Genomic DNA, 26,644 nt, shown 5'->3' with positions numbered 1-26,644 from the left:
TCCATGGCCCCTCTCGATCTCCGCGGCAACCCGTACGTCGGGCCCCGGCCGTATGGGTGGCGGGAACGTTCGCGGTTCTTCGGCAGGACCCGGGAGAGCAAGTGGGTACGCGACCTGTGGGAGGGCTCGCGCCTCCTGATCCTGCATGGCCCTCCCGGCTCGGGAAAGTCCTCTCTGCTAGCGGCAGGTGTGCTGCCGATCATCGACACATCGAACGTCCAACTCCTGCCGATCGGCCGGATCTCCCTCGGCGCTGGCTGCGTCACGCCCGACGACGGCATCAGGAATGTGCACACCTACTCGCTCCTGTCGTGCTGGTGCCGTGACAAACGCCCGTCGGAGCTGCGGGACCTCACTCTGGCCGACTACTTCCAGGCGCTTTCCGTGACCACCGACGCATACGGCGACCAGCTGACCGTCCTGGCCCCGATCGACCAATTCGAGGAGCTTTTCACCGCCTACCCTGGACGCGAGGCAGACCGCGACGACTTCATCGACCAGTTGGACCTGGCGATGCGGATGTCGCCGAACCTGCATGTCCTCATCGTTCTCAGGGACGAACACTTCGCGGACCTTCTCGCGTACGAGGACCGGCTCCCCCGGCTCGAACTGGCACGCAGGAGACTGTCACCTCTCACACCGGACGAGGCCAGGCAAGCGATCACGGGGCCGCTCGGCAGCACAGGGCGCTTCCTCGCCCCTGGCCTGGTCGAGGTCTTCATCTCGCGACTTGCGTCACGTAGCGTCGACGACGGGCTGGGATCATCACTCACCATCCCCGCGACGCACATCGACCCGATCCGGCTCCAAACAGCGTGTGCGACGTACTGGACGCGGCTGGAAGAGGATCTGCATCAGATCGAGAAGGTTCACCTTCCGCCGCTGAGCGAGCCGCACGCCGAGCTTCAGGACTGGTACCTGACGGCGGTCGCGACGGTCGCGCGCGAGCTGGATGTGTCCTGTCCGTGGTTGCTCACGTGGATCGCCGGCACCTTCCTCGGCCCGCACGGCCGGCCGCGATGCGCCGTCGAAGGTCCCGCGGCCACGAGAGGGATGCCGAACGCGGTCCCGGCCGCGCTGGAAAGAGAGCACGTGCTGGTGTCCGAACGGCGTCTCGGCGCCCGATGGTACGGCCTCGGTCACGCCCTGCTGGCGCGTCCGGCGGGTAGAGCGGTGACGGCCGGTCACGGCGACCACTTCAGCGAATGGCGCCATCTGGCCGCGGCCGAGGACGCGTGGAGCCAGGGCGCCGCGCCGGCGGCCAAATACCAGTGCGCGCAGGGTTTGAAAGCAGCCGCGGGTCTGGCGACGAGGATCGACCTGCACGGCATGCTGGGGCTGATGGCCGAGGCCGACGAGGACGGCGCCGCGGAGAGCCACTATGTGGAGGCGCTGCGGCTGGCCGAGCAGACGCGCGACCTTCTGCGCGTCGCGGGGATGGAGCTCGCTCTCGGCCGGCTCCTTCGCCGCGGCCACCAAGTGAGCCAGGCACTGACACGACATCGGCGAGCTGTGGAGCTGAACTCCCGGGATGCGCGAGCCCTGCTCGAACTGGGCGCGAGCCTGCTGGCGGCGGACAAGCGCCACGAGGCCCTGGACGCGTACGCCGCCGGTCTCCACCTCGACCCCGGCTCGTACGACGCCCTCGTCGCCACCGCCGAGATCCTGATCGACCTGGGGCGCGACCGTGAAGCGGCGGACATGACCCGGCGGGCCGCCACGGCGGCGCCGGATCCCTGGTCGACCGCGCGAGCCGACGGTCTGCGCCAGACCGCCCTCCAGCGGATCAGCGGGAGGAACTGAGCCAGGTCCGGGGAAGGAGCACTTCCTTCAGCCTGCGCGTGCCCTCCAGCAGGCCTTCCGGAGCCGGACCTGTCGCCGTCTGGAAATCCGCTCGGGACCCTTGGGCGAAGGCCGCCCTGCGGAAGTCCGCGACGCCCGGCTCGAACACGGCACCTGAGAAGACCACAGAACCGCCTGTGAACGCGGCTTGGCCGAAGTCCACCGATCCCGCAGTGAACCGCGCCTCGGTGAAGTCCACATCCGCACCGGAAAATGCCGCGTCGCGAAAGTCCACGCTCGCGCCGGCGAAGCGGACACCGCGGAAGGACACGCGCCCCAGACAGAAGCGAGCCTGCGCGAAGACGACCGATCCGCCGCCGAACGTGGCCAGGGCGAAGTCTCCGCCGTCGAAAATCGCTCCGGTGAAGTCGAAGTCGTACCCCTGCCAGGATGTCCGGGCCCCGTCTCGCAGGTGGGCGGCGACACAGCGGACGACGGTACGCCGGACCTCGCGCATGCACTGCCCTGCGAGCCCGTCGTCATCGGGGTCGAAAGGAAGGCGCAGGTAAGCGCACAGTACGTCGATACATGTCTGCCGCAGGGCTCGGCTGGGGGCGTCGTCCGCGAGCCCGGCCAAGCCGTGCACTCCGGCCAGCCTGACAGTTGCCTCCGCGTGCCCCAGCTTGTCCGTCAGCGTGGCGAACCGCTCGTTGAACAGGGCTGTGCGTTCCCTGGCCTCCGCCGCCTCCCCCACCCGCTGTCGGCGATACGCCGTCACCAGCGCGACCAGACCGCCGCCGCCTGCGACTACGGCGAACGCGACCTTCAGCAAATCGAACATGGTCGTACCCGTCAGGGCCGGCTGGGGCTGCACGGAAGTGACCGCGAACAGCCGGAGCCCTGTCAGCACGAGGACGGCCAGCACCACCAGCGCCGCGGCACCCGCGAGAACAAGCGCCGCCCAAATGGGCGTCAGTCGCAGATCTCGGGCGTCTGAGCGTTTCCGGTCTCCGCTCGTTTTGGAACCTCTCGGCCGCACGCCCACGATTCGCCTCCACTGACGGTCGCACACGTCGGTAATCGGCGCTGCGGGCCGGGTCGTTCCAGCGGACGCACCGCCGTCAGCGGGTCCCATCACCCCGTCCCACGGGAGGTCGCCCGAGGGCCTTCAGCGGCCCGCGCGGTAGGCGATGAACCCGATGGTCCCGATCGCCCCGAGAGCGACCGTCACCCATAACACCGCCATCGGCACGCCGAACACGCCGTCCCCGGCGGTCGCCCCGCTCGTCGCCTTGACCGCCCTCGGCCGGGCGGAGGTCCTGGACGGGCTGGGCGACGGAGCCGGCCGGGCGGCGGCGGGCAGCGGCACCCGGTAGACCGGGCTGTCCTTCCCCTCGCTCCCGGTGAGCAGGGCCGCGCCGTCCCGCGTGTACGCGATCGACTCGGCCTGCCGGAGGGGCGGCATCGTGACGTGCGCGATCAGCTTGCCGGGCGAGCGGTAGACGGACGCCGAGAAGTACGTGCGGATGACGAAGCTCGACCCGTCGGGGGCGTACGCCGCGTCGGTGGCCATGAGGGGCGCGGGCCCCACCCGGCGCAGGACGTTCACCTTGTCGGTGCGCAGCTTCGCGGGAGCGGCGTAGACGCCCCCGGAGAACTCCTTGCTGACGATGTACAGCCGGCCCGTGCGGGGATCGACCATCACCCCCTCGGCGTTGCGGGGGCCGTCGGCGTAGCGGAAGCGATACCGGACGGCCCGCAGCGTCGCGTCCTCCATCGTCCTGGGTTCGACGACCTTGTAGACGGACACGTCCGGCCAGGCGCCGTCCATGTTGTCCCCGATGTCGGCGATCCACAGCACGCCGCGCCCGGTCGCGCGGTCGGTGGAGGCCGCGATGCCCTCCCAGTCCCTGGCCTCGGCGTTGCCGATCGTGAAGGTCGCCCGCGTGCGGCCGTCCGGGCCGATCGCATAGATCTGCGGTCCATGGCCGCTGTCGTTGTGCGTGTAGACGATGCCCTTGTGGGTGGGCGAGACGGCGAGGCCGCTCGACTCGCCGACGCGCTCGTCCCGGATCCGGAACAGCAGCCGCTCCCCGTCGTCCGCCCGCGCCGCCGTCGCTGCCGCCGTGCCCGTCGCCGTCGCCGGTAGTACCGCGCCCGCGACCGCGAGGAGAGCCAGGACGGCCCGCGGAATCCTTATCGTCCGCGTCCGCCCCGTTGCGCTCCCCATGCGGCCATCATTCCCGATGCCCGTCCCGCGTGCGGCGGGCGACATGCCCCCGGTCGTCCCGGAATCGGTCAGGAGCGGGTCTGCGGGCGGCCCGTCACCGCAGGGCGGCGTAGAAGTCGCGCAGGTCGGCGGCGAGCACGTCCGGCCGCAGGTGGGCGGCGTAGTGGCCGCCCGCGTCATAGGACCGCCAGTGGACGATGTTCTTGTGGTCGCGCTCGGCGAAGGTGCGCATCGACACGAAGTCGCCCTCGAACATCGCCAGGCCGAGCGGGACCGTCGTCGGCTCCTTCGGGTGCTCGGCGTGCGCGTCCTCGTAGTAGAACCGCGTCGCCGACGTGGCGGTGCCGGTCGCCCAGTAGAGCATCGTGTTGGTCAGGATGAAGTCGTCGTCGACGTCCTCACCGAACAACTGGGTGTTCCAGCCCAGCAGCCCGGCCGGCGAGTCGAAGATCCCGTACGACAACGTCTGCGGCTGCTGCGAGTGGACCATGTTGAACGACATCTTGTTCTCGTAGAACCACTGCAGCACCTCCAGCCCCTTCCGCTCCTCGTCGGTGAGGTTCGCCATCTCCGCCGGGTCGCCGGAGGGGAAGGAGAAGATCTGCGTGACGTGGACCCCGACCACGTGCTCGGGATCCACCCGGCCCACCTCGGGCGAGACGAACGAGCCGCCGTCGTTGCCCACCGCGCCGTACCGGTCGTAGCCGAGCCTGCGCATCAGCTCCGCCCACGCCCGGGCCGTACGGAACCGGTTCCAGCCCCGCTCCCTCGTCGGGCCGGAGAAGCCGAAGCCGGGCAGCGACGGGATCACCAGATGGAACGCCTGCGCCGGATCCTCGGGGTTCGTCAGGGGTTCGATGACCTTGAGATACTCCACGATCGAGCCCGGCCAGCCGTGGGTGAGGATCAGCGGAAGGGCGTCCTCGTGCGGCGACCGCACGTGCAGGAAGTGGATGTCCTGCCCGTCGATCTCGGTGACGAACTGCGGATACCGGTTGATCTCGGCCTCGTGGGCACGCCAGTCGTACCCGTCCCGCCAGTACTCGGCCAGCCGCTTCACGTACGCGACCGGCATGCCGTACTCCCACCCGGCGCCCGGGATCTCGTCGGGCCAGCGGGTCCGGCCGAGCCGATCCTTCAGGTCGTCGAGGTCGGCCTGCGGAACGTCGATGCGGAAGGGCCTGATCTGCGTGTTCTCGCTCATGACACCGACGTTACGGACCCTTCAGGACAGCTTCTGTCCTGAAGTTCCGCAAGACTGAGAACATGCTGGAAACCTCGGCGCGGCTGCTGCGCCTGCTGTCGTTGCTCCAGGCCAGACGCGACTGGCCCGGCGCGATCCTGGCCGAACGACTCGGCGTGAGCGAGCGGACGGTACGCCGCGACGTCGACCGGTTGCGCGATCTCGGCTATCCGGTGGAGTCCTCCCGGGGCACGGACGGCGGCTACCGGCTGGTCGCCGGGGCGGCGATGCCACCCCTGCTCCTCGACGACGAGGAGGCGGTGGCCGTGGCGATCGGGCTGGGGGCCGCCGCCGGCGTGGCGGGCGTCGAGGAGGCGGCCGAGCGCGCCGCCGCCAAGCTCGAACAGGTGCTGCCCTCGCGCCTGCGCCGCCGCGTCGCCGCCCTGCAGGCGTACACCGAGCCGGTGCCGCCCGACCGGCCGGGTCCCGCGGTCGACCCCGCCGTGCTGAGCGTGCTGGCGGCGGCGTGCCGCGACCGCGAACGGCTGCGGTTCGACTATCGCGGCCACGACGGCTCCTCCGGCGTCAGGGTGGCCGAGCCGTACCGGCTCGTGTCCTGGGGCCGCCGGTGGTACCTCGTGGCCTGGGACGTCGACCGCGACGACTGGCGCACGTTCCGGGTGGACCGGATCGCGCCGCGCACTCCCACCGGCCCGCGCTTCCCGCCCCGCGACCCGCCGGAGGGCGGCGCGGCGGCGTACGTCGCCCGCGGCGTGTCGTCGGCGGCCTGGCGGCACCACGCGCGGGTGCTCGTCCACGCCCCCGCCGAGGTGGTCGCCGCGCGGATCAACCCCGCCGTCGGCGTCGTGGAGGACGTCGACGGCCATACCTGCGTGCTCGCGACGGGGGCCGACACCGTGAACTCGCTCGCCGTCCACCTCGGCCTGCTCGACCTCGACTTCGAGGTCACCGGCCCGCCGGAGCTGGTCGGCCATCTGCGCGCCCTCACCGCCCGCTACGCCCGCGCGACCGCCACCTCGGCAGAGGGGTCAGGCTGAGGCGCCGCCGTCGAGCACCAGGTCGAGCCCCACCGCGAAGCCGGCGTCGTCCGAGGCGAGCCAGAGCACGGCGCCGGTGATCTCGTCGAGGTCGCCGACGCGGCCGATCGGCAGCGCTTCCCGCAACCGGGCGGCCCGGTCGTCCTCGGTCTCGCCGGGGCGCAGGGACATCGTCGTGTCCAGCGCGCCCGGGCTGACCGCGTTGATCCTCACACCTGCCCTGATGTTCTCCAGCGCGGCCGTGCGGGTCAGGGCGCTCACGGCGGCCTTGGACGCGGCGTAGGCGCCCACCCCGGGCATCCGGATGTGAGCCCCGATGTTCGAGGCGATGTTCACGATCACGCCGGACCCCTGGGCGCGCATCGCGGCGATCTCGTGCTTCAGGGCGAGGAAGACGCCCGTCGTGTTGACCTGGAGGACACGCGCCCAGTCCTCCTCCGGCATGTCCGCGACGGCCCCTCCGGCGAAGATCCCGGCGTTGTTGACCGCGACGTCGAGGCGGCCGAACCGGGTGACGATCTCCCGGACGAGCCGGGCCACAGCGGCCGAGTCGGTCACGTCGACCGTGAGCGCGGCGGCTCGGCCTCCCCCGGCCTCGATCAGCTTGACGGTCTGCTCCAGCGACTCCCGCCCCCGCCCGGCCGCCACCACGGTGGCGCCCTCCCGGGCGAACCCCCGGGCGACCGCCCGGCCGACGCCGGAACCCGCCCCGGTGACCAGCACGACCTTGTCCGCGAACCTCATCTATCGCTCCTTGTCCGGGCGAACGCGGCGGCGACCGTCGCCGCCGCGAGCAGGAAGACCGGGACCATGGCGGTGAGGGCGAATCCGTAGCCCTCGGTCATGGCCCGGGCGCCGCCGGCGGGCACGTCGCCCGCGCGGGCGGCGGCGAGCGCCACGAGCACGGCGAGGCCCACCGTCGGCCCCGCCTCCATGGCGGTGTTGACCAGTCCCCCGGCCGCCCCGGCGTCCTCGGCGCGCACGCCGTCGAGGGCGGCCACGGTGGCGCCGGAGAAGGCCAGCCCCGAGGCGACCGGGAAGACCAGCAGCCCGGCGAGCACGGTTCCCCCGGACGCGACACGGCCGAGCAGCAGCATCGACACCGCCGCGAGCAGCGACCCGGCGACCAGCACGCGCCGCACGCCGATTCGGCGCAGCAGGCGGCCGCTCACCGGGCCCATCACGACGACCAGGAGGAAGGGCAGGAAGGCCAGGCTGGTGGAGATCGGCGACAGCCCGCGCACCTGCTGCATGTGAAGACTGAGCAGGAACGTGGTCGTCGCGCTGGCGGCCGCCGTGACGAAGACGACGAGCAGGGCGGCGCCCCTGCGCGGGTGCGCCACGAGCCGGAGCGGCAGCAGCGGATGCGGCGTCCTCGCCTGAAGGACGACGAACCCGGCCGTCAGCAGCAGGCCGATGACGGTGACGGCCGTCGCGCCCTCCAGCAGGCCGTAGGCGAACGCGATCAGCCCGGCCGTGGCGAGCAGCGCGCCGGGCACGTCGAGGCGGGCCGCCGTACGCGGCGCGGGCGGCAGCAGGAAGATCCCGGTCGCCACGGCCGCGACGCCGACGGCGGCGGGCAGGAGGAACGACCAGCGCCACGAGGACGCGGCGGCGACGAGGCCGGACAGCAGGCTGCCGGTGACGGCCCCGGTGACCGACAGGGTGCCCCACACCGCCAGAGCACGCTCGCGCTCCCGGACGTCCGGGCGGAGCCGCGTCACCAGTGAGACGGCCGCGGGGGCGGCCAGCGCGGCGCCCACTCCCTGCGCGAAGCGCGCGGCGAGCAGGACGGCGTGGTCCGGAGCCAGCCCGCCCGCCGCCGACGCCACCGCGAGCAGGGCCATCCCGGCGAGGAACACCTCCCGGGCGCCCCACCGGTCGGCGAGCCTGCCCCCGAGGAGCAGCAGCCCGCCGAAGGTCAGCCCGTACGCAGAGGTCAGCAGCGCCAGGTCCCCCTGTCCGAGGCCGAACTCCCGCTGGATGGCCGGCAGCGGCACGGTGAGAAGAGTGATCGCCGCGACGAGCGTGACCTGCGCCCCGCCGAGCACGGCGAACGCCGCCACATTTCTGGATCGATCAGTCAAGAATGAGGGCATGAAAAAGCGCACTCCTCTTCCCGTGGAGAGATCAGCGGAGCACCGCGAGGGCCTGGGCGGCGGCGTCGCGGAGGCGGGCCGGGTCGCCGTGCCCCTTCCCCATCACCCGCAGCCCCTGGATGAAGACGAGCACGAACCGCGCCAGCGCCCGGGGGTCGGACCCGGCGGAGATCTCCCCTTGGGCGCGAGCACGGATGAGCGCCGAGGTCAGCGCCGTCTCCAGGCCCGTCCAGCTGGTCTCGACGAGCCGGGCGACCGGCTCGTCGTCCGGAAGGAGCTCGGTCGCCGCGTTCACGATCATGCAGCCCCGCCGGTCGCGGTCGCGGATCGATTCCTCCGTGTAGCGCTCGACCAGGGTCCGTACGGCCGGCAGGGCGGGGCCGGGCTGCGACAGCATCTCGATGGGGTTCGGGTCGCGGATCTGCACGTATCGCTCCAGCGCCTTCACGTAGAGGTCGTGCTTGCCGCCGAAGGTGGCATAGAGGCTGGCGCGGCCGATGCCGAGGTGCTCGACCAGGTCGGCCATCGACGTGGCCTCATAGCCGCGCCGCCAGAACAGATCCAGGGCCCGCTCCAGCACGACGTCGGGGTCGAACTCCTTGGTCCTCGCCATGCCCTCGACCCTAGACCAATCAGGAACGATCGGTCAATTAAGCCGCCACGCGGTCGTCCCAGGTGATCCGGTAGTCGTGCATCCAGGCCAGCGAGTTCCGCTTCTCCACCTGTCGCATGATCACCGGAAGGACCAGGTCGCGGACGAAGGCCCCGCCGGCGCCCGGCGCCTTGCCGTCCCCGTTGCGCTTGCCATGCGCCACGACGCGCTCGACCCGCTCGCGCCGCAACCGCTCGAAGGCCGCGAACGCGTCCGCGGTGTCCGGCAGGTCGCGCAGACACTTGCCGAGCACCACGGCGTCCTCGATCGCCATCGACGCGCCCTGCCCGGAGGACGGCGAGGTGGCGTGCGCGGCGTCTCCGACGAGGACCATGCGCTCGCCGGACCACGTCGGCACCCTCGGGAAGTCATAGGTGTTCCAGCCGGGCAGGATGTGCGGGGTCGCGGCGATGATCTCCCGCATCGGCCCCGCGTCGCCCTCGAACAGGTCCATGAGCCTGGCCCGCCACTTCTCCGGAGTGATCGCCGCGAGCTCCTCGGGGGTCATCTCCCTGCGGCTCGGCGGGTTGGCGAACCACCACACCCGCCCCTCCGGGTGGATCATGTAGCCGAAGAAGCACCGCCTGCCGAAGATGAAGTAGCAGACCCCCGGCCTGCCCGGCACCCGCGCACCCTCGGCAAAGCCGCCGGTGTTCAGCAGCCCGACGTACCGGGCGCGGGGGGCGCCGGGGTCGATGAGCGCGCGCGTGCGCGAGCGCAGCCCGTCCGCGCCGACCAGCAGGTCGCCCTCGGCCTCGCCGCCGTCGGCGAAGACGGCCCGCACCCCGCCGGAGGCGGCCGAGGCGTCGGCGAGCCGCTTGCCGTAGTGGATCCGCACGCCCCGCCGTACGGCCTCGTCGCGCAGCGCCTGGTAGAGGTCGGCGCGCCTGAGCGTACGGCTCGGCTGGCTCGTGGTCGCCAGCACCTTGCCGCGCGCGTTGCGGATCTCCATGACCGGCGTGTCCATGCCGAGGTCACAGACGAGATCGTGCAGGTCGAGCAGGCGCAGGGCCTCCAGCCCGTTGACCGCGAGCGTGAGGAAGGCGCCGACGCCCTCGGCGCCTCTGTCGTAGGCCTCGAAGACCTCGCTGTCGATTCCGGCGCGCTGCAGCGCCATGGCCGTCACGGGACCCGCGATCCCACCGCCGATGATCAGAGCTCTCTTGGTCATGCAATGACTATACATATTATGACTATTCGCTGGCAAGGCCCCTATGATGGGCGCCATGTCGACACGGCGTTCTCCCCTGGCCACGGCCGTGCTCGCCCTGGTCTGCGAGTCGCCGATGCACGCGTACCGGATGCAGCAGCTGATCAAGGAACGGCACCAGGACGACGTGGTCAACGTCGCGCAGCGCAACAGCGTCTACCAGACGATCGAGCGCCTGCTCCGCGACGGGCTGCTGACGGTCCGCGAGACCACCCGCGAGGAGAACCGGCCGGAGCGGACGGTCTACGAGGCCACGGAGACGGGCCGGGAGACGCTCAAGCAGTGGATGCGGACCATGCTGTCCACCCCGGCCAGGGAGTTCCCCGAGTTCCCCGCCGCGCTCGCCTTCCTGCCCGTGCTGCCGCCCGAGGAGGCGCTGGCGGCGCTGCGGCAGCGGATCGCGGCGCTGGAGGCACGGCTGTCCGCGCTCGACACCGAGATAGCCGACAGCCTGAGCTTCGTGGCCCGCCTCTTCCTCGTGGAGACCGAGTATCAGCGGGCCCAGGTCGCCACGGAGCTGGAGTTCGCGCGCGGCCTCGCCGACGACCTGAGCGAGGGCCGCCTCACCTGGGACTTCCAGATCTGACGCGATCACCCCTCGGCCGGCTCGCTGCCGGGCACGCCTGAGCCCGGTGAGGCGGTCCGGCGACTTTCCGGCGCCGCGCGAATCGCAGCGCCGGCTCGCCTGGAGTCCACTCCAGGTACCTAGGGTGGAGGGCATGGAATACGGACACCTTGGCCGCACCGGCCTGCTGGTCAGCAAGCTCTGCCTGGGGACCATGAACTTCGGTCCGCAGACCACGGAAGAGGACTCCTTCGCGATCATGGATCGCGCCCACGAGCTCGGGATCAACTTCTTCGACACCGCCAACGTGTACGGCTGGGTGAAGGGCGAGGGGATCACCGAGAACATCATCGGCCGCTGGTTCGCCAAGGGCGGCGGCCGTCGTGAGCGTACGGTCATCGCCACCAAGCTGTACGGCTCGATGGGCGACTGGCCGAACGAGGAGAAGCTGTCCGCGCTGAACATCCGGCGGGCGGCGGAAGCCTCGCTGCGGCGGATGCAGACCGACTACATCGACGTCTACCAGGCCCACCACGTCGACCGGGACACCCCGTTCGAGGAGTTCTGGGAGGCCATGGACATCCTCAAGCAGCAGGGCAAGATCCTGTACGTCGGTTCGTCGAACTTCGCCGGCTGGCACATCGCCAAGGCCCAGGAGTCGGCCCGCCGCCGGAACACCCTCGGCCTGGTCAGCGAGCAGTCCCACTACAACCTGATCGTCCGCGCGCCCGAGCTGGAGGTCATCCCGGCCTGTGAGGACTACGGCCTCGGGCTGATCCCGTGGAGCCCGCTGGCGGGCGGCCTGCTCGGCGGCATCCTGCGCAAGATCGACAAGGGCCGCTCGGCTGCCGACCACATCGTCGCCCAGCTCGACAAGCACCGCGACAAGATCGAGCGGTACGAGGCGTTCTGCGACGAGCTCGGCGAGGACCCGGCCAACGTCGGCCTGGCGTGGCTGCTGCACCAGCGGGCGGTCACCGCGCCGATCATCGGCCCCCGCACGGTCGAGCAGCTCGACGGCACGATCCGGGCGCTGGAGATCGAGCTGGACGACAAGGCGCTCGCCCGGCTCGACGAGATCTTCCCCGGCTTCAAGACCGCCCCGGAGGAGTACGCCTGGTGATCAGGCGTTGTTGAGCAGCGCGCCGACGATCACGATGAGCACGAGCAGCGCGAGCACCGTGGGCAGCAGCCAGCGACGAGGACGATCCACGCCATGGAGCCTAGTCGCGAACTGCCAATGGGTACGCCTCGACCTGCTCGTACCGCACGCTCGCCCCGATGTGGCTGCGTACGAGGTGCACCGACGACACCTCCCAGCGCCGCCCGCCGAAGGCGCCGAGGGCGCCGACCAGGGGGCGCAGATCGTCGCCGTGGCGTGACCGGGTCCTGGAGCGGGCCAGGGTGAGGTGGGGATGGAACCGCTTGCGGTCCGTCTCCGCCGCCCCGGCCCGCCGGGCGCCGGCCGCCACCGACCCGGCGAGCCTCGTCAGGGCCGGTCCGGCGTCCAGGCCGACCCAGAAGATGCGTCCCCGGGAGGCGGAGGGGAAGGCCCCGGCACCGCCGAACGAGACCGTCTCGGGGGAATACCGGGCCGCCGCGCGGGCCAGCCGCACGCGCAGCTCGGGCAGGACCTGGTCGGGCACCTCGCCGAGGAAGGCCACGGTCACGTGCCACAGCGCGGGATCGACCCAGCGCAGCTCCGTCCACTCGGCACGCACGGGCTCGATCGCCGTGGCGATCTCCGCCAGCGCCTCAGGCGGCGGCAGCAGCGCCACGAACAATCTGCTCACGTGACGATTCTTCCCTGGCCGCCACGCGCGCCGCGACCATCCGGGTCACCAGCACCGCCAGGCAGACGCCGCACATGCTCAGCACACCGGCGGCCACGACCGAGAGCCGGGGACCGGCCAGTTCGGAGAGCCAGCCCACCAGCGGCGCCCCGATCGGCGCTCCCCCGGTGAAGACCAGCACGTAGATGCCCATGACCCGGCCGCGCATCTCGGGCGAGGCGCCGAGCTGCACCATCGTGTTCGCGGTCGTGTTGACCGTGATCATCGCCATGCCCGCGGGGACGAGCATCAGCAGGAACGCCGCGTACGCGGGCGCGAGCCCGGCGGCGACCTGGAACAGCCCGAAGCACAGCGCCCCGGCGATCAGGAACCTGCGGCTCGGCTTGACCCGGCGCGCGGCCAGCAGCGCCCCGCCGAACGCTCCGACGGCGAACGCGCTGGACGCCACGCCGAAGGAGGACGCGCCCGCGCCGAACGCCTGCTTGGCCATCAGCGCGATGCTGGTCGAGAAGCTCTGGGCGAAGATCGCCATGAACGCCACGAGCAGCAGCGGCAGCAGCAGGTCGGGCCGGCCGCCGACGTAGCGCAGGCCCTCCCGCAACTGGCCCTTGCCCCGCGGCACGGGCTCCGGCGAGCGCAGCTCGGAGACCCGCATGAGCCCGAGCCCGGTGATCACGGCGGCGAACGACGCGGCGTTCAGCACGAAGATCGGGCCGGTGCCCATCCAGGAGATCAGCAGGCCGGCCACCGCCGGGCCGACGACGCGGGCGAGGTTGAAGGTCGAGCTGTTCAGCGCGATGGCGTTCGGCAGGTCCCGCCGGCCCACCATCTCGACCACGAACGACTGCCGCGTGGGCACCTCGACACAGGACACCAGGCCGAGCGTGAACGCCATGGCGTACACGTGCCAGACCTGGGCCGTCCCCGTGATGACCAGCACGCCCATGGTGAGCGCCAGCAGCCCCATGAGCGTCTGGGCCGCCATGAGGATCCGGCGCTTGGGGTAGCGGTCCGCGATCACCCCGCCGAACATCCCGAACAGCATCGTCGGGAGGAACTGCAGCGCCACGGTGACGCCGAGCGCCGAGCCGCGGCCGTGCGCGAGGTCGAGGACCAGCCAGTCCTGGGCGGTGCGCTGCATCCAGGTGCCGACGTTGGAGATCACGCCGCCGGAGGCGAACAGGCGGTAGTTGTAGTTCCGCAGCGAGCGGAACATGCCGCCTACATCGTGGACAGCTTCTCCAGGATCGGCGCCGCCGCTCGCAGCGTCGCCCTCTCCTCCGGCGTCAGGTCCTTGAGCCGCTGCGCCAGCCAGGCTTCCTTGGTTCGGCGCTCCTCCTTGAGCAGCGCCGCCCCCTGCGGCGTCACGCTCACCGTCACCTGCCGGCGGTCGGTCGGATGAGGTTTGCGCTCCAGCAGACCCCGGGCCTCCAGCTTGGCGATCACGCGGGTCATCGAGGGCGGCTGCACCTTCTCGTGCTCCGCGAGCTCGCCGGGGGTCATTGCGGTGTGGCGCTCGACGGCGACGAGCGTCGCGAGCTGTGTGGGCGTCAGTGAGTGGTGCGCGGCCTGCTTGCGCATCCGTCGCGTCAGCCGGGCGAGGGACACGCGCAAGGCGGACGCGAGAGCGGCGTCGCTGCGCAAGTTCTGGGCGTTCGTTAGCATGACTCATTACCTTTGCTAACTATATGGCGCATGTCCGCATTCCTCCAAATCGTCCTGCTCTGCACGCTGACCGCGAAACACCGTACCGGCGCGATCCCGGCCATGGACGATCCCATGAACGATCAAGGCCCGGCCCCCGCGTGGGGGCCGGGCCTCGTATGTACATCCGTCAGGCGAAGTCCTCCGGCGCGAACTCCTTGGGCTCGACCAGGACGAGCCAGTTGCCCTGGTTGTCGCGGATAACCGCCTCCACCCCGTACGGTCGATCCGAGGGCTCCTGCAGGATCGTCACGCCCTTGGCCGTGAGCTCCTGGCAGGTCTTGCGGCAGTCGTCCACACGCAGTCCCAGGCCGCCCGCCTGGCCCTTGTCGAGCTGCCTGCGGTAGAAGTCGGTGCCCTCGTCGTCGAGCGGCGGCCCCGGCTTCATCAGCGTGATCTCGAGTTCCGGTTGGTCCGGGTGGTTGATGGTGACCCAGCGGAACCCGTCCAACTGGACGTCGGTGTTGGGGACGAAGCCGAGGACGTCCACGTAGAAGTCGCGGGCCTCGTCCTGGTCCCGGCAGTAGAGCGTGATCAAGGAGACGTTCCGAATCATGTGGAGACGCTACTTCGACCCCTCTGACCTGGGCTTCTCCAAAATTGCGCAATCGTCGTCCCGTTTCGGCGCGCCCCCGAGGTGGAGCACTCCGTTCATGAACAGGTAGCAGCCGGGGACGCGGGGGCCGCCGCGCGCCGCCCACCGGTCGCGGTATTCGCTCGGGCTCTCCCCCACCATCCGGCGGAACTTGGCCGAGAACGACCCCAGGCTGCTGAAGCCCACGGCCATGCAGATCTCGGTCACGGTCAGGTTGGCGAAACGCAGCAGGTCCTGGGCGCGCTCCAGCCGCCGCCGGGTGAGGTAGCGCATGGGCGTCTCGCCGTACGCCGCCTCGAAGGAGCGGACGAAGTAGAACTTGGAGACTCCGGCGACGGCCGCGAGCCGGTCGAGATCGAGCTCGCTCCGGTAGTCGCGGTCCATGCGGTCCCTGGCCAGGCGCAGCCGCGGCAGCAACTCCGCCGGCACCGTCCGCTGTCCCCTCACGGCCACGTCACGACACTAGCGCCCGGTCCCGACACAATCCGCCCGCCAGCAGGCGGGAGGCCGCCGCGGCGTCGCCACGGCGGCCTCCGTACGGCGCGGGTCAGCTCAGGCCGAGCAGGCTCTTGAGGGGCTCCAGCGCGAAGTACACGACGAACAGCGCGCCCACCAGCCACATCAGGGGGTGGAGATCGCGCGCCTTGCCGCGGAACGCCTTGATGGCGATGTAGCTCACGAAGCCCGCGCCGATCCCGGCGGTGATCGAGTACGTGAACGGCATGAGCACGATGGTCAGGAACGCGGGGATCGCGGTCTCGAAGTCGCTGAAGTCGATCTCCTTGACCTGGGTCATCATGAGGAAGCCGACGACCACGAGGGCCGGGGTCGCCGCCTCGAACGGCACGATCTCCGTCAGCGGGGCGAAGAACATGGCCAGCAGGAACAGCACGCCGGTGACGATGCTCGCCAGACCGGTACGCGCGCCCTCGCCGACGCCGGCCGCCGACTCGATGTAGGTGGTGTTGGACGAGACGCTGGCCGCGCCGCCGGCCGCCGCCGCGAGCGAGTCGACGAGCAGGATCTCCTTGGTGCGCTCGACGGTCCCGTCCTCCTGGACCAGGTTCGCCTGGCGGCCCACGCCGACGATCGTGCCCATCGTGTCGAAGAAGTCGGCGAGCATGAGGGTGAAGACGAACATCACGGCCGCCAGGCCGCCGATCTTGGCGAAGCTGCCGAAGAGGCTGAACTGGCCGAGCAGCGACAGGTCGGGCAGCTCGATGAAGTTCTTCGGCCACGCGGGCACGTTGAGCGACCACCCGTTGGGGTTGCTCCCGTCGGGAGTCTGCGGCCCGATCTTGCCGATCGCCTCGACGATCATGGCGAGCACGGTCGTGCCGACGATCCCGAGCAGGATGGCGCCCTTGACCCTGCGGGCGACGAGGAAGGCCGTCACGAGCAGGCCGACGACGAAGACGAGCGTGGGCCACCCGGTCAGCGAGCCGTTGCCCAGCGCGCCGAGCTTGACCGGGACCGTGGTGTTGCTCGCGTCCGGCATGCGCCGGACGAACCCGGCGTCGACGAACCCGATCAGCGCGATGAACAGGCCGATGCCCACGCTGATCGCGGTCTTGAGCTGGGCGGGGATCGCGTGGAACACCGCCACCCGGAAGCCCGTCACCACGAGGATCGCGATGACGATGCCCTCGAGCACCACCAGGCCCATCGCGTCCTCCCACGACATCTGGCTGGCGATGCCGAAAGCGAGGAAGGCGTTCAGTCCGAGGCCGGTGGCCAGGGCGAACGGCACCCGGCCGAAGACGCCCATGATGATCGTGAGGATGCCGGCGGCGAACGCGGTGGCCGCGGCGACCAGCGCGATGTTGGGGTTGTTCCCGTCGCCGAGGAACTGGCCCGTCTTGTCGGCGACGGTGCCGATGATGAGCGGGTTGAGCACCACGATGTAGGCCATCGTGAAGAAGGTGGCGAAGCCGCCGCGGACCTCCTGTCCGACGGAGGATCCACGGGCTGAGATGGAGAAGTATCGATCGAGAAAATTAGGGGTGTTCATGGGGTTCGCATTCACGCGCGCAGAGTCGCAGGCCCTTACCATCCGCGGAAAGAGCCAGGGGAGCAGCGTTGTCCTTTCGTGACCGGTTTGTCATGAAGATACCGGCTCGCTGCCACGACCTTCTAAGCTGGCTGGCGTGAGCGAGCGCCGACCGGACCCCATGCCTCTCAGGACGAGGGACACCCTCACGATCCTGGTCGGGACGGCGCTGTGGGTGATCGCCCTGGCCGTCGTGCTGCTGGTGGTCAGACCGGCCGACCCGCGGCCGGTCTGGGTCTGCGTCGCCGGGATCGGCCTCGGCCTGTTCGGGATCCTGTACATCCGCCGGCGTGACGCCCGGATGCGCGAGTCCGTCCCCGCCGCCGCAGAAGCCGACGAGTCGGAACCCCGCCGCCCCTGAGGGGCCGAACGCGCCGTTGGGCCGCGGCCTTGGTTAGGTGCGAGCCGCGGTCGCGCCCCGGTCAGCGATCAGCGGGTTCCCACCACGTCAGGTGGGCGGCCGCCGGCACGTGCCGGATCTCCACCTGCATGCCGGCGAGCGGGACGAGCGCCGCGCGGACGTCGGCGAGCCACTCCGCCTTGCCCCTCGTCGCGTCCGGCCGGTGGTGGACGAAGTCGTCGCTCAGCGACGACGCGAGCCGCGCCGACATGATCCTGCGGCTCGCCGAACAGCTCGACGTGCCGTTGCGCGAGCGCAACCGGCTCCTGCTCGCCGCCGGCTTCGCCCCCGCTACGCCGAGCGGCCGCTCGACGGGCACGCGCTGCCGGCCGCCCTGGATGCGATCGGGAGGGTCCTCCGGGCGCACGAGCCGTACCCCGCGCCGGTCCTCGACCGCCGGTGGAACATCGTGATGACCAACAGCGCCATCGAGCTGACCGCGCTCTACGAGGAGCTGCCGGCACCCGGCGCGGGCCGCGAGGACGCGCGGCCACGCCCGGCCGACCCTCCTTCGACGTTCCCGGGCACCCCGCCTAGATCGAGGCCGTGGGGTCGAGGTCGGCCTCGGCGAGCAGCAGGGGGACCCGGGCGGGGTCACGCAGAAGGGCCGCCACGGCGAGGCGGTCGCCCCACTGGCCGGCCGCCCAGGCGAGGCCCCTGGCCAGGCCGTCGACGCCGGTCGCGTGCACCACGCCCTCGAAGAACCGCCACGACACCGGCCTGCCGTCCACCAGCAGCTCGTCGTGCTCGACGTACGTCGCGGGGGCGCCGGGCAGCAGCGAGCGCACCTCGGGCGGCACGGGCCTCTCGGCGCCGGCCGAGGTGACCGCGCCGGTCACCACCTCACCGGCGAGCGACAGGTCGAGCACCTCCGACAGCGCCTCGGCGAGGTCGAACGGCGCGAGCACGAGCGGCCGGTCCTCGACCAGGGCGAGCAGGTCGGGCGCCTCCACCACGACCGGGCCGTCCTCGACGTCCGCGACCGTGACCGTGCCCTTCAGCACGGCACGTACGGCCTCGGGCGGGCTCACCCGGGCGGGATCGACGGCCGCCAGCGCGATCCACAGGGACCGCAGCTGGGCCCGGTCGACCTCCAGCGACGCGTCGGCCAGCAGGTCGAGCAGCTCTTCCGGGCCGCCGTGCGAGGCAAGCAGTTCGGCGAGGGTGGAGCGGACGCCGATCATCTTCAGCGCGTCCTCGTCGATCCCCGCCGGCGCCTCGCCGTACAGGCCGAACAGCAGCGGGTCGCCCGTCGGGAGCCGCAGCTCCGTCGGTTTGCGCCCGCCGAGCACCGGGTGCCGCGACAGCCACCAGGCCGTGTACGACGGCACCTCGACGGTCTCCCCCGCCGCGAGCACCCGCATGGGCCGCAGGGCGGCGCGCAGCGGGGGCCGCGACAGCAGCGCGAGCGCGTTCGGCCAGTCGGCGACGTACTCCAGGTCGCGTACGGCGGTGAACTCCCGGACCACCGGCGGCACGTCGAGACCGGTGTTCAGCAGATCGGGCAGCAGGTCGAGCACGGCCTCCAGCCACTCGTCCTCGAGGTCGAGGTCGTGGTCGCACTCGGCGGGGTCGAGCAGCACGTCGGAGTCGTTGACCACGGCGAAGCCGTCGAGCACCCCGGCCGCCGCCAGCACGTGCGGGCCGAACTTCTCCACCAGGTCGGGGGCGGCGACGCCGAACGGCACCTCGGGGTCGATGAGCCCGGCAAGCGAGCCCTCGGCCAGCAGCAGCTCGCCCGCCGAGTACAGCTCGCCGTCGGCGCCGCGCAGCGCCAGGTCGGCCAGCCACGGGGCCTCCCCCGCGGTCAGGCCCGCCGCGTCGACCAGGGCCAGCACGGCCTGGGCCACCGGCTCGGGGTCGGCGCTGTTCAGCGACTCGGACACGGCCGCGTGGGTGAGCGGGTCCTCCAGCACCGTACGCGGGGTCGCCTCGGCCGCGCCCAGCCGCAGCAGCAGCGGGTGGGCGGCGTCCGGGTGGACGATCCGCAGCCCGAGCGGCGCCAGCAGGGCGGGGTCGAAGGTGCCCGAATCCTGCGACAGCACGAGCGTGCCGCGCGGGCCGCGCACCAGGCGGCCGTCGGCCAGCGGCACGGCGATGGCGCCGATCGCCTCCAGGTCGTCGGCGGGCAGCACCTCGTACAGCGACCGCCACCACGCCGGGTCCTTGTCCTCCACCGCCTCGCCGGACAGCATGTCCACGACGTCGGCAAGGTCGACCCGGCGTACGCCGAGCGTGGTCAGGGCCGGGTGCCGGGAGGCCCAGCCCGCCGGCAGCAGCCCGGGGACGATGCCGGCGATCTTCGCCAGGAACTCGGCCGACCCCTCGACCGCCCGCGCCTGGTTTCCTGCAACGACGCCTTCGGAGATCGTCGGCAGCAGCGGCGTGTCCGGCAGCGCCTTGACGATCTCGCGCCTGATCGCCGCGTCGAGCGCGCCCTTGCCCATCAGGCCGGGCACGAGGTCGAGCAGGTCCGGGGTCGCGGGGAGCTCCCCCAGCAGCCGTACGTACGCCTCGGCGGCCCTGGCGACCAGGAAGTCGGTGAGCGGCCCCGGGGCGACATGCCGCCGGTCGGTGGTCATCGGGAACGACGCGATCAGCAGGGCGGGCAGGTCGAGCGGCTCGTCGCTCGGCGTCGGCGCGTGCACCACCCTGTGCACGACCCCGCGGACGTCGCCGCGGCGGTCGCCGGGGACGGCCCAGCGGACCTCCCAGTAGGGCCGGGCCCGCTCCTCGGTCGGCCGGTCGGCGAACAACTCGGCCACCTGCTCGGGGCCGAACGTGCCCGACTCGGCGACCACGTGCCAGCCCGCGGCCGAGATCGTGCGGGTCCGCCCGTCCACCTCGATCTCGACGCTCTCCAGCGCCGGCATCGACAGCGGCAGCGCGGGCCCCGCCTCCTCCAGCATCCGCCGTACGGCCTGCTCGGCGGCCTGGTCACGCAGCGGGAGCCGGACGAGGGTGTCGAATCCCTCGGGGACGTCGAGCGAGTCGTCGGAGAACGGCAGCCGCAGCAGTGGGACGTGTCCCTCGCGGCCCTCCAGCTCGGCGGCGAGCTCCGGCCGGGCGGCGACCAGCGCGGCGGTCTCCTCCCGGGACCACCTCACTCCTCCGGTGGCGCGAGAGGCGACCGAGGGGGCGTCGGTGACCGACACCACGGCGGCGAAGCCGACGCCGAACCGGCCGGCCGCTCCCACCTCGTCCTTCTTGCCCGAGACGCGCAGGGTGCACAGACCCTCGACGCCGCTCTGGTCGAGCGGCGCCCCGACGTTGGCGGCCAGCAGCACACCGTCGGCGAGCGTCAGCCGCAGGCGGCCCGGCACGCCGGCCCGCAGCGCGGCGTCGGCGGCGTTCTGGGCGAGCTCCACGACCAGCCGGTCGCGGTAGCCGCCGAGGGCGAAGTCCTCCTCAGCGTTGGCGTCCTCACGGAAGCGGGCAGGCGAGGCCGTCCAGGCCGCGAGAACGGTGTCACGCAGGCGCGCGGTATCGAACATGATCAGGCGTGACCCAGGGGTTCGGAGCCGGCCTCGTCCACGGAGCCCGACTCGATGATGTCGTATCCCATGTCGTCAAGGATCGGGGGCGCCGGATCCATGACCATCGAGGGCACGGTGGTCGCCTCGGAGTGCGCCCCGCAGCCGTGGTCGGCGGACACCACACGGCCGTCGTCCGGCGCGTACTCGTTGGTGCAGACGCCGAAGCCGAGGCCCAGCGCTCCGGCAAGCGGCCAGTAGAAGCCGCAGGTGGAGCATTGCGCGGGGGCGGCGTGCGCTATCGGGGTGTGCGGTCCTGCCTCACCGGCGGCCCAGCGCCGCGCGGCGAGGTCGCGGCCGAGCACCGACAGGACGCGGGCGCGTCCCAGACCCAGCTCGAAGAGCGTCTGCTTGTCGATGTCCTCGTCGGCGGAGGCGAACCCGGGCACGAGCCGGTCGTCGTCGGCCTCGGCCGGCAGCAGGTCGCCCACGCCGAGATCACCTGGGCGCAGCCGCTCGTTCCACGGGACCCAGCGGGGAGCGAGCAGCGCGCCCGAGCCGGGCAGCAGCACGGTCTCGCTCACGGTCACGACGCGGGCGCGGGAGGCCCGGGTGACGGTGACCGCCCAGCGCCAGCCGCGGTAGGCGCGGTCGAGGCACTCGAAGTAATGGGTGACGACCCGGTCGCCCTCGTTGTCGAAGCCCAGGTGCTCTCCCACCTCCCCGGGGCGCGCGATACTCTCCGCGGCCCGGCGGGCGAGGTCGACCGCCGCCGCACAGGCCTGGTCGACTGGAGTGCTACGGATTCGGGTACGACTCACACTCCATTTTCACCCACGCCGCGAGCGGACCGCACCGGCTCGATGGGCAAATCATGGAAGGACCCTCGGTGCCTATGGTGAAGATTTGGGCGAAAGTTACGCGTGTTGTGAGAGCACCGGCGCGGGCGACGCGCCGGCTCACGCACGCCCAGGGAGCGGGCCGCACCGGTCTCGGCCACCTCATCGAGCTGACGGCCGCCCATTCCGCCGGAGACGCGCTGGTCACCGTGGCCCTCGCCGGGGCGCTGCTGTTCGGGCTGCCGGTCGGCCAGGCCCGCGGCCAGGTCGCGGCCTACCTGCTGATCACCATGCTGCCGTTCGCGGTGGTGGCGCCCTTCGTCGGGCCGGTGCTCGACCGGCTCCGCTCGGGCCGCCGCTACATCATGGCCGGCACCCTGCTCGCGCGGGGCCTGCTGTGCTGGGGGATGGCCGGCGCCATCCACACCTCCGACGCGGTCACGCTGTTCCCTTCGGCACTCGCCGTGCTGGTCCTGTCGAAGGCCTACAACGTGTCCCGGGCGGCGATCATGCCGAGCGTGCTGCCCGCCGACATCCCGCTGGTGACGGCCAACGCCAGGGTCGCGTTGTTCGCGCTGGTGTCGGCGGGCGTGGGCGCCGGCGTGGCCGCCGGCCTGTCGGCCGCCGCAGGGGCCGACTGGGTGCTGCGCGGCGCCGTGCCGCTGTTCCTGCTGTCCGGGGTGTTCGCCGTACGGCTGCCGCGGCACGTGGACGCGCCCGACCTGGAGGAGACCGAGCCACGCCCCCGATGGCGCACCGTGCTCAACCTGGGCCCTGTGGTGGGCGAGGCGATGGGCGCCAACGCCGCGATCCGGGTGCAGTCGGGCTTCCTCGTGTTCTTCCTGCTGTTCCTCGTGCAGGACGGCCACCTGCGCGGCGTGGACCCGAAGGTCGCGCTGGCGCTGCTGGCCGCCGCCGCGGGCGCGGGCGGCCTGGCCGGGGCCGCCGCCGGCTCCTGGTCCCGCTCCCGGTCGCCGCACCTGACCGTCATGGCCACGCTCGCGCTGGCCACGGTCGCCACCGTCGCCGCGGCGTTCTTCTTCACCGTGTGGACCGCCGCCGCCGTGGCCCTCGTGGGCGCGTTCGCCCAAGGCCTCGGCAAGCTCGCGTTCGACGCCATCGTGCAGCGCGAGATCGGCGAGGAGGTGCGCTCCTCGGCGTTCGGCGTCGCCGAGACGCTGCTCCAGATCGCCTGGGTCCTCGGTGGCCTGCTGGGCCTGGTGATGTCGCTGTTCGTGGCAGGCCCCGCCGGGTTCGGCGTGATGTCCGCCGCCCTCGCGCTCTCCTTCGGCCGCCTCGTCATGCTCCGCCGCCGCAGGCTCGCCGCCCGCGCCGCCACGGCCACCTGAACTCCCGGGCCCGCCGTCCGGGACCTGGCCGGGCGGCGGGGACGTACGGGATCCGCCAGGCGGTCAGGCGTCGAGGTCGTCGGCGACGGCGCGCAGCACGGTTGCGATCTTCTTGGCGTGCGCGGCGTCCGGGTGCTTGCCCCGCTGGTAGGAGTTCGAGATGTCGTCGAGCAGCTTGATCAGATCCTCGACGATCACGACCATCTCGTCGGGCTTCTTCCGCTTCGCCTTGCCCTTGACGGTCTTGGCCAGCGTCGGCGGCTGGTCGATCACCCGCACCGAGAGCGCCTGCTGTCCGCGGCGGCTCTCTGCGACACCGAACTCGACCTTCTGCCCGGGCTTGAGCGCCTCGACTCCCTTGGGCAGGGCGGAGGAATGCACGAAGACCTCACCGCCGTCGTCGCGGGTGAGGAAGCCGAAACCCTTGTCGGCGTCGTACCACTTGACCTTGCCACTCGGCACAGGGGTGACCTCGTTCAGACTGTCGTGAAGGTGATGGATGTAGGTTATGCCCACAGACAGGCCCGTGGACCCACCCAGAGGCGATTGAAGCGTCCCATGACCAGATTCGTGTGGATCTTCCGTCGCGGCGCCGCGCGAACGCGCGAAACCCCTGCCGTACGGGCGCTCAGGCGGCCGGATGAAGGTCCCGCCCTACCATGGAGAGAATGACGGGCACGGACTTCAGCGAGTGGCTGCGCGGCCGTTCCGACGAGCGACTGCGGGCGCTCGTGGCGGCGCGGCCCGAACTCGTGACGCCCGTCCCCGCGCACATCGACGGTCTGGCCGCCCGCGCCTGCAGCCCCTCGGCCATCGGCCGGGCGCTCGACCGGCTCGACCGGTTCTCGCTGGCCGTGCTGGAGACGCTGGCCCTGCGGCCCGGCCCCGCCGATCGCGAGACGGTGCTGGCCCTGCTCCGCCGTGCCGTTCCCGCCGATCGGGACGACAAGACCCTCGGGTCCGCCCTCGACGCCGCGCTCGACGTGCTGACCACGCGCGCCCTGGTCTACGGGCCCGACGACGCGCTGCTGCCCGCGCCGGGGGTGGCCGACGCGCTCGAACCCCCGGCCGCCCTGGGGCCGCCGGTCGCCGAGGTCTTCCGCCACCACCCGCAGGAACGGCTCGACGTGCTCCTGCGGGACATCGACCCGGCGTACGAGGGCGGTGGCCGGACCGGCGGTGAACGGCCGGAGGGCGGACGACCGGCCGGGGAGCGGCTCGCGGCGCTGCTGGCCGATCCCGCGACGGTCGCGCGCCTCGTCGGCGAGGTCTCCCCTCAGGCGCGGGCGGCCCTGGACGAGCTCGTCTGGGGCCCGTCGAGCGGACGGCTGCCGAACGCCCGCCGGGAGGTCGACGCCGCGAGCGCCCAGTCGCCCATCGAGCAACTGCTGGCCCGCGGGCTGCTCGGCGCGACCGGGGAGGAGACCGTCGCGCTCCCCCGTGAGGTCGCCCTCGTGCTGCGCGACGGCCGGGTGCACCGCGATCTGTCCCCCGGCCCGCCCGCCTTGGAGGGGCCCGTACGCGACCAGGACCTGGCCGACCGCACGGCCGCCGGGCAGGCGTTCACGTTCGTGCGCACGGTCGAGGAGCTGTGTGAGGTGTGGAGCGTCGACCCGCCGGGCGTGCTGCGCGCGGGCGGCCTCGCCGTACGGGACCTCAGGCGGACGGCCCAGCTCCTCGACCTGCCGGAGTGGGCGGCGGGGCTGGTCGTCGAGGTCGCGCACGCGGCCGGGCTGGTCGCGGCGGGCGAGGGGGAATGGCTGCCGACGGGCGGCTACGACGGCTGGCGGATCAAGGCGACCGAGGACCGCTGGGCCGTGCTCGCCGTCGCGTGGGCCGCGATGGAACGCGCTCCCGGGCTGATCGGCGAGCGGGACGACCGCGACCGGCCGCTGAACGCCCTCCACCCCGACCTGCGCAGGCCGGGAGCCGCACAGACGCGGGCGCGCACGCTCGCCGTGCTGGAGCCGGCCCCGCCCGGCCTCGCGCCGACGCCAGAGTCCGTGCTCGCCCGGCTCGCCTGGGAGCAGCCCCGCCGCCGCCCCGCGCTGCGCGACCGGCTCGTACGCTTCGCGCTGCGCGAGGCCGAGCACATCGGCGTGACCGGGCTCGGCGTGCCGGCCACGCACGGCCGGGCCGTGGCCCGAGGCGACGGCACGGCGGCCCGCCTGCTGGCGCCGCTGCTGCCGGAGCCGGTCGACCACGTGCTGCTGCAGGCCGACCTCACGGCCGTGGCGCCGGGCCCGCTGACCACCGACCTCGGCCGCAGGCTCGCGCTCATGGCCGACGTGGAGAGCAAGGGCGGGGCGACGGTGTACCGCTTCTCCGAGCAGTCGGTCCGCCGCGCGCTCGACGCGGGGCACTCGGCCGACGACCTGCTCGCCGTGCTGGAACGCCACTCGGCGACCCCGGTCCCGCAGCCGCTGAGGTATCTGGTCACCGATGTCGCCCGCCGCCACGGGCGCCTCCGGGTCGGCACGGCGTCGGCCTACGTCCGGTGTGACGACCCGGCCCTGCTCGACGAGGTGCTCGCCGACAAGCGGGCCCACCTGCTGCGGTTTCGGCGGCTCGCGCCGACCGTGCTGGCTTCCAAGACGTCCAGGGCCGCACTGGTCGACTCGCTGCGGGCGATGGGGTACGCGCCGGTGGCCGAGTCGCTGGAGGGTGACGTGGTCGTCGCGCGGGCCGACGCCCGGCGGACCGAGGGACAGCCCACCGCCCGGGTGACCGCGAGCACCGCTCCCGACCCGGAGGTGCTCGCCGCGGCCGTGCGGGCCATGCGGGCGGGGGACTCGCGGCGGCGGCCCGTGGAGGCGCCGGAGGGCCAGGTGCCCCGCTCCCCCGCGACCGCCACGATCAGCGCGCTGCAGGAGGCCATCCGGCAGGGGTCGCGGGTGTGGATCGGCTACCTCGACTCGCAGGGACACGCCACCAGTCGCATCCTCGAACCGGCCAGGATGGAGGGCGGCTACCTCACCGCGTACGACGAGACCCGGGCGACGGTCCACCGCTTCGCCCTGCACCGCATCACCGGCATCGCCGAGATCGGCCGATGACATATCCGTGGTAAACCTTGAGCTCCCCCGTAGTAAAGGATTTCAGGGTGACGACTCCAGAGCAGCCGGGGCAGGGACCCCAGGATTGGCAGACCCCGTCCAATCCCTATGGACCGCCGTCCGGCTCCAACCCCTACGGACAGCAGCAGTACGGGCCGTACGGCCCGCCGCCGGGACCCGACCCCAACCAGCAGTACGGGCAATACGGCCAGCCGGGCCAGTACGGCCAGCAGGGCCAGTACGGCCAGCAGGGCCAGTACGGGCAGCCCGGCCAGTACGGGCAGCCGGGACCGAATCCGTACCAGCAGCAGTACGGCTACTACCCGCCCGGCGGTTACCCGCCCAGGCAGGAGGGCCCGCGCACGCACGCGATCGTGGCCCTCGTCATCAGCCTCGTGCTGGCCTTGAGCTGCTACATCTCCCTGGGCGGCATCGCCGGCGCGATCCTGTCCGGGATCGCGCTCAGCAAGGTGGACACCGCGCCCGACCAGTCCCGCAACCTGCTGAAGTGGACGTGGATCGCCATCGGCATCAACGTCGTCCTGTTCGTGCTCGGGATCGGCGCGGTCATCTGGGCCGGGGTCAACGGCTACCTCGACGACTGAT

Annotated in this window: 25 protein-coding genes and 1 pseudogene; 9 read left to right on the top strand and 17 right to left on the bottom strand. The window is 72.1% G+C overall.

Annotated elements, in window-relative coordinates:
• The first annotated feature begins 3 nt into the window (after nt 1-3).
• Nucleotides 4-1,803, top strand: coding sequence for a tetratricopeptide repeat protein (locus FLW16_RS30505; RefSeq protein ID WP_142563584.1), 1,800 nt, complete (start codon nt 4-6; stop codon nt 1,801-1,803).
• Here the strand turns inward: FLW16_RS30505 and FLW16_RS30500 are convergent.
• From FLW16_RS30500 to FLW16_RS30490, 3 genes are all read right to left on the bottom strand, one after another.
• The gene (locus FLW16_RS30500; RefSeq protein WP_185949656.1) at nt 1,787-2,710 is read right to left on the bottom strand and encodes a pentapeptide repeat-containing protein; all 924 of its coding nucleotides are present in this window, start codon (nt 2,708-2,710) and stop codon (nt 1,787-1,789) included. The genes FLW16_RS30505 and FLW16_RS30500 overlap by 17 nt on opposite strands.
• Nucleotides 2,711-2,950: 240 nt before the next feature.
• Nucleotides 2,951-4,012 (bottom strand): hypothetical protein, encoded by a 1,062-nt coding sequence (locus FLW16_RS30495; RefSeq protein WP_142563583.1) that lies wholly within the window; start codon nt 4,010-4,012, stop codon nt 2,951-2,953.
• A gap of 94 nt (nt 4,013-4,106) precedes the next feature.
• Complete coding sequence (locus tag FLW16_RS30490; RefSeq protein WP_142563582.1) at nt 4,107-5,216, bottom strand: epoxide hydrolase family protein; 1,110 nt, start codon at nt 5,214-5,216, stop codon at nt 4,107-4,109.
• 62 nt (nt 5,217-5,278) lie between these two features.
• Between FLW16_RS30490 and FLW16_RS30485 the strand changes: the two genes are divergently transcribed.
• Nucleotides 5,279-6,253 carry a YafY family protein gene (locus tag FLW16_RS30485; RefSeq protein WP_142563581.1) on the top strand — a complete coding sequence of 325 codons (975 nt, stop codon included), beginning with the start codon at nt 5,279-5,281 and terminating at the stop codon, nt 6,251-6,253.
• Here FLW16_RS30485 and FLW16_RS30480 read toward each other — a convergent pair.
• Genes FLW16_RS30480 through FLW16_RS30465 form a run of 4 tightly spaced genes read right to left on the bottom strand, consistent with a single transcriptional unit; the run spans nt 6,245 to nt 10,175 of the window.
• Nucleotides 6,245-6,997 (bottom strand): SDR family NAD(P)-dependent oxidoreductase, encoded by a 753-nt coding sequence (locus FLW16_RS30480; RefSeq protein ID WP_142563580.1) that lies wholly within the window; start codon nt 6,995-6,997, stop codon nt 6,245-6,247. The genes FLW16_RS30485 and FLW16_RS30480 overlap by 9 nt on opposite strands.
• Nucleotides 6,994-8,340, bottom strand: coding sequence for an MFS transporter (locus FLW16_RS30475; RefSeq protein WP_260615735.1), 1,347 nt, complete (start codon nt 8,338-8,340; stop codon nt 6,994-6,996). Before FLW16_RS30475 ends, FLW16_RS30480 begins: the two co-directional genes overlap by 4 nt.
• A gap of 43 nt (nt 8,341-8,383) precedes the next feature.
• Nucleotides 8,384-8,965 carry a TetR/AcrR family transcriptional regulator gene (locus FLW16_RS30470; RefSeq protein ID WP_142563578.1) on the bottom strand — a complete coding sequence of 194 codons (582 nt, stop codon included), beginning with the start codon at nt 8,963-8,965 and terminating at the stop codon, nt 8,384-8,386.
• A gap of 37 nt (nt 8,966-9,002) precedes the next feature.
• Nucleotides 9,003-10,175, bottom strand: coding sequence for an NAD(P)/FAD-dependent oxidoreductase (locus FLW16_RS30465; protein WP_142563577.1), 1,173 nt, complete (start codon nt 10,173-10,175; stop codon nt 9,003-9,005).
• A gap of 55 nt (nt 10,176-10,230) precedes the next feature.
• On the opposite strand from FLW16_RS30465, the gene FLW16_RS30460 reads away from it, so the two are divergent.
• On the top strand, nt 10,231-10,800 hold the full coding sequence (locus FLW16_RS30460) for a PadR family transcriptional regulator (protein WP_260615733.1): 570 nt from the start codon (nt 10,231-10,233) through the stop codon (nt 10,798-10,800).
• A gap of 133 nt (nt 10,801-10,933) precedes the next feature.
• Nucleotides 10,934-11,902 (top strand): aldo/keto reductase, encoded by a 969-nt coding sequence (locus FLW16_RS30455; RefSeq protein WP_142563576.1) that lies wholly within the window; start codon nt 10,934-10,936, stop codon nt 11,900-11,902.
• 100 nt (nt 11,903-12,002) lie between these two features.
• Here FLW16_RS30455 and thpR read toward each other — a convergent pair whose 3' ends face one another.
• The 6 genes from thpR to FLW16_RS30425 all read right to left on the bottom strand — a co-directional run bounded on the left by thpR (nt 12,003) and on the right by FLW16_RS30425 (nt 16,924).
• Nucleotides 12,003-12,572, bottom strand: a complete 570-nt coding sequence (gene thpR, locus FLW16_RS30450) for an RNA 2',3'-cyclic phosphodiesterase (RefSeq protein WP_142563575.1) — start codon at nt 12,570-12,572, stop codon at nt 12,003-12,005.
• Nucleotides 12,535-13,788 (bottom strand): MFS transporter, encoded by a 1,254-nt coding sequence (locus FLW16_RS30445; protein ID WP_142563574.1) that lies wholly within the window; start codon nt 13,786-13,788, stop codon nt 12,535-12,537. The genes thpR and FLW16_RS30445 overlap by 38 nt, the downstream gene beginning before the upstream one ends.
• 5 nt (nt 13,789-13,793) lie before the next feature.
• Complete coding sequence (locus tag FLW16_RS30440; protein WP_139578712.1) at nt 13,794-14,237, bottom strand: MarR family winged helix-turn-helix transcriptional regulator; 444 nt, start codon at nt 14,235-14,237, stop codon at nt 13,794-13,796.
• Nucleotides 14,238-14,406: 169 nt separating this feature from the next.
• On the bottom strand, nt 14,407-14,832 hold the full coding sequence (locus FLW16_RS30435) for a VOC family protein (RefSeq protein WP_142563573.1): 426 nt from the start codon (nt 14,830-14,832) through the stop codon (nt 14,407-14,409).
• Between the two features lie 9 nt (nt 14,833-14,841).
• On the bottom strand, nt 14,842-15,324 hold the full coding sequence (locus FLW16_RS30430) for a helix-turn-helix transcriptional regulator (protein WP_260615730.1): 483 nt from the start codon (nt 15,322-15,324) through the stop codon (nt 14,842-14,844).
• Between the two features lie 94 nt (nt 15,325-15,418).
• Nucleotides 15,419-16,924, bottom strand: a complete 1,506-nt coding sequence (locus FLW16_RS30425) for an NCS2 family permease (RefSeq protein ID WP_142563572.1) — start codon at nt 16,922-16,924, stop codon at nt 15,419-15,421.
• 94 nt (nt 16,925-17,018) lie between these two features.
• Here FLW16_RS30425 and FLW16_RS30420 point away from each other — a divergent pair, with 94 nt between their 5' ends.
• On the top strand, nt 17,019-17,282 hold the full coding sequence (locus tag FLW16_RS30420; RefSeq protein ID WP_260615729.1) for a DUF2530 domain-containing protein: 264 nt from the start codon (nt 17,019-17,021) through the stop codon (nt 17,280-17,282).
• Between the two features lie 61 nt (nt 17,283-17,343).
• Here FLW16_RS30420 and FLW16_RS45485 read toward each other — a convergent pair whose 3' ends face one another.
• Complete coding sequence (locus FLW16_RS45485; RefSeq protein WP_260615728.1) at nt 17,344-17,688, bottom strand: hypothetical protein; 345 nt, start codon at nt 17,686-17,688, stop codon at nt 17,344-17,346.
• Here FLW16_RS45485 and FLW16_RS46280 point away from each other — a divergent pair.
• A pseudogene (locus FLW16_RS46280) lies at nt 17,656-17,724 on the top strand (hypothetical protein); the annotation flags it as partial. The gene FLW16_RS45485 and the pseudogene FLW16_RS46280 overlap by 33 nt on opposite strands.
• 130 nt (nt 17,725-17,854) lie before the next feature.
• Here the strand turns inward: FLW16_RS46280 and FLW16_RS30405 are convergent.
• Nucleotides 17,855-20,815: a sacsin N-terminal ATP-binding-like domain-containing protein gene (locus FLW16_RS30405; RefSeq protein ID WP_142563570.1), complete on the bottom strand. Its 2,961-nt coding sequence runs from the start codon at nt 20,813-20,815 to the stop codon at nt 17,855-17,857.
• 2 nt (nt 20,816-20,817) lie between these two features.
• Nucleotides 20,818-21,615 carry a DUF3027 domain-containing protein gene (locus FLW16_RS30400; protein WP_142563569.1) on the bottom strand — a complete coding sequence of 266 codons (798 nt, stop codon included), beginning with the start codon at nt 21,613-21,615 and terminating at the stop codon, nt 20,818-20,820.
• A gap of 107 nt (nt 21,616-21,722) precedes the next feature.
• On the opposite strand from FLW16_RS30400, the gene FLW16_RS30395 reads away from it, so the two are divergent.
• Nucleotides 21,723-22,982: an MFS transporter gene (locus FLW16_RS30395; protein ID WP_260615727.1), complete on the top strand. Its 1,260-nt coding sequence runs from the start codon at nt 21,723-21,725 to the stop codon at nt 22,980-22,982.
• Between the two features lie 63 nt (nt 22,983-23,045).
• Here the strand turns inward: FLW16_RS30395 and FLW16_RS30390 are convergent, their stop codons facing one another.
• Entirely contained in the window at nt 23,046-23,444 is a 399-nt protein-coding gene (locus FLW16_RS30390) for a cold-shock protein (RefSeq protein ID WP_142563567.1), read from the bottom strand.
• Nucleotides 23,445-23,650: 206 nt separating this feature from the next.
• Between FLW16_RS30390 and FLW16_RS30385 the strand changes: the two genes are divergently transcribed.
• Both FLW16_RS30385 and FLW16_RS30380 read left to right on the top strand, forming a co-directional pair.
• Entirely contained in the window at nt 23,651-26,038 is a 2,388-nt protein-coding gene (locus FLW16_RS30385) for a helicase-associated domain-containing protein (protein WP_142563566.1), read from the top strand.
• Nucleotides 26,039-26,085: 47 nt separating this feature from the next.
• A complete protein-coding gene (locus FLW16_RS30380; protein ID WP_142563565.1) occupies nt 26,086-26,643 on the top strand; it encodes an MgtC/SapB family protein in 558 nt (185 codons plus the stop codon).
• Nucleotide 26,644 lies beyond the last annotated feature (1 nt).

The sequence above is a fragment of the Microbispora sp. KK1-11 genome (assembly GCF_006874435.1).
In the GTDB taxonomy this organism is placed as follows: Bacteria; Actinomycetota; Actinomycetes; order Streptosporangiales; family Streptosporangiaceae; genus Microbispora; species Microbispora catharanthi.
This window is presented reverse-complemented; position numbering and strand designations above follow the sequence as displayed.